A 1,349-nucleotide genomic window follows, 5' to 3' on the forward strand; every position below is an offset into this window, starting at 1 on the left:
CGAGATCGGCCCAGAACCGCAGCGTCTGCCCGGCCCGGTGCGGCCCGAGCCAGAACTGTTTCCCGGCCACTTGCAGGTTCCCCGACGGCGGCACGACCCGGTCGAACTCGATCGGTCCACCGGCCCATGACTCCCGCACCGGCAAGAGCTCGGCGGCATGGTTGCCGGTCTCGTGGGTCTCGTCGGTGTCGCCGGCGTTGGGTTGTGCGACCGGCGTCAACTGCGGCGGCAGCCACAGCTCGACCAGTTCTCGTTCGGCTTGCGGGGTTGGCTCGAACCGATCATCGGGAGTGACTGGGAGCTGAACGTCGAGGGCTTGGTGGGGCCGATCGGTGTTGTATTCGATGACCCAGGCATCCACAGCTGCCTGGGCGCCTTCGATCGAGGTGAACGGGTTGGCGACCGCGAGGAAGTCGGGCCGGAAGGTGCCGTGGAATCGCTCCACTTTTCCGTTCTGGTTTGGTGATGCCGGCGCCGTGAGCCGGTGGGTGATGCCGTTGCGGCGGCAGATCTTGTCGAACAGCACCTCGCCGTTGCGGGTGCCGTTGCGTCCGAACCGGTCGGTGAACTGCTTGCCGTTGTCGGTGATGATCTCTTCCGGCACCCCGAACCGCACCAGTGCCTCGGCCAGCGCCAGACACACCGCCCGCGCGGTGGCCCGCTCGACCACCTTCGCGATCACGCAGTACCGGGAGTGGTCATCGACCGCGGTGACCACCTTCGCCTCCCGCAACTCACCGGTGACCGTGTTGACCAGCTGGATCCCGCCGACGATGTCCATCCCCCACAGCTGCATCGGCCCCGGCCGCTCGAACCGCACATACGACTCCCGAGGGCGCTTGCGAGGACGGGCACGCAACAGGCCCTGCCGCTGCAAGATCCGGTCGATCGTGCGTTCCGACGGCACTACCAGTTCCCCGCTCGGCCATGGGCCAGGTCTGCGCAGCATCTCCAACCGGATCCGCCGCGAACCCCACCGCGGATGCTCCCTGCGCATCTCCGCGACCGCAACCTCCACCGCCTCGGCCACCTGAGCAGGCGACACCAGCGGACGATGAGAACGATCCGCCAGTCCGGCCAACTGCTCGATCAGATACCGCGCGATCCAGCGATGCAGCGTCGACCGATGCACTCCCACCCGAGCGGCCACTTCGACGACATCCGCACCCTCCAACACCGCACGAACCGCGTCCAGACGTTGCTCGACCACCGACAAGACAACCAGCGCCAATCCCGGCCTCCCGAGTCCCAGACGCCCCACGGAGACGCCAGACCCAGACTGGCCGAACCAGCCACTGTCGCAGATCACCTGGCGGACGGGTGTCGCACATCAGTCGACGGAGGACACA

The 1,349-nt window shown here is 67.3% G+C and carries 1 protein-coding gene; it reads right to left on the bottom strand.

Annotated features, from left to right (window positions below; translation table 11 throughout):
- Nucleotides 1-1,231, bottom strand: a 1,231-nt coding sequence (locus tag ACGFH6_RS44610) for an IS481 family transposase (RefSeq protein WP_393397497.1), incomplete at its 3' end; no start/stop codon positions are given.
- Nucleotides 1,232-1,349 lie beyond the last annotated feature (118 nt).

It is taken from the genome of Kribbella sp. NPDC049227 (assembly GCF_043197265.1).
Taxonomy (GTDB): domain Bacteria; phylum Actinomycetota; class Actinomycetes; order Propionibacteriales; family Kribbellaceae; genus Kribbella.